We start from the raw sequence: 1,378 nt of genomic DNA on the forward strand, positions 1-1,378 counted from the left end.
TCTCCACCGCTTTGGCTGCAGTAGGAATCTCGTTCGTGGCGACGTCCGCGCAGGCGGCGAGCGGCTGCCAGGTCGACTACAGCATCACGAACTCGTGGCCAGGCGGATTCGGCGCCAATGTGAGCGTTACCAATCTGGGTGAACCGATCACGAGCTGGCAGCTCTCCTGGGCCTTCGCCTCCGGGCAGAGCATCACCCAGCTGTGGAGCGGGACCTACACCCAGAGCAGCACGCAGGTCACCGTGACCAACGCCTCCTACAACGGCACCCTGGCCACCGGCGGTTCCACCAGCTTCGGCTTCAACGGCACCTACACCGCGACCAACCCGGTCCCCACCACATTCGTCCTCAACGGGACCACCTGCACCGGCGGCGTCACCACCACACCCCCCACCACACCCCCCACCACACCTCCCACCACACCCCCGACCACACCCCCGACGGGTCAGACGTGCACTCTTCCGTCGACCTACCGGTGGTCCTCGACGGGTGCGCTGGCGCAGCCGGCGAACGGGTGGGTCTCGCTGAAGGACTTCACGAACGTGGTCTACAACGGCAAGCACCTGGTCTACGCCACGAACCACAATGCATCGTCGTACGGGTCGATGGCGTTCGGCCCGTTCACGAACTGGTCGGACATGGCGTCGGCCGGGCAGACCGGGATGAGCCAGGGTGCGGTGGCGCCCACCCTCTTCTACTTCGCGCCGAAGAACATCTGGGTGCTCGCCTACCAGTGGGGCCCGTCGCCGTTCATGTACCGCACCTCCAGCGACCCGACCAACCCCAACGGGTGGTCCGCGGCTCAGCCGCTGTTCACCGGGAGCATCTCCGGGTCGGGTACCGGCCCGATCGACCAGACCCTGATCGGTGACGGCCAGAACATGTACCTGTTCTTCGCCGGCGACAACGGCAAGATCTACCGCGCCAGCATGCCGATCGGGAACTTCCCCGGCAGCTTCGGATCCACCTACACCACCGTCATGAGCGACACACAGGCCAACCTCTTCGAAGCCGTCCAGGTCTACAAGGTCAAGGACCAGAACCAGTACCTGATGATCGTCGAGGCCATGGGCGCCAACGGGCGCTACTTCCGCTCCTTCACCGCCACCAGCCTCAGCGGTTCGTGGACCCCGCAGGCCGCCGGCGAGAGCAACCCCTTCGCCGGCAAGGCCAACAGCGGCGCCACCTGGACCAACGACATCAGCCACGGCGACCTGGTCCGCAACAACCCCGACCAGACCATGACCATCGACCCCTGCAACCTCCAGTTCCTCTACCAGGGCATGGCCAAGGGTTCGAGCGGCGACTACGGCCAACTCCCCTGGCGCCCGGGCCTGCTCACCCTGCAGCGCTGACCTCTGTCAGGTTCCCCCGGGGA

At 66.0% G+C, this 1,378-nt stretch carries 1 protein-coding gene; it reads left to right on the forward strand.

Features of this window, described 5'->3' with window-relative positions; genetic code table 11:
- Positions 1–11: 11 nt before the first annotated feature.
- A complete protein-coding gene (locus IH54_RS0138580) occupies positions 12–1,355 on the forward strand; it encodes a non-reducing end alpha-L-arabinofuranosidase family hydrolase (RefSeq protein WP_052398361.1) in 1,344 nt (447 codons plus the stop codon).
- Positions 1,356–1,378 lie beyond the last annotated feature (23 nt).

This window comes from Streptomyces sp. NRRL F-5123 (assembly GCF_000721495.1).
Classification (GTDB): Bacteria; Actinomycetota; Actinomycetes; order Streptomycetales; family Streptomycetaceae; genus Actinacidiphila.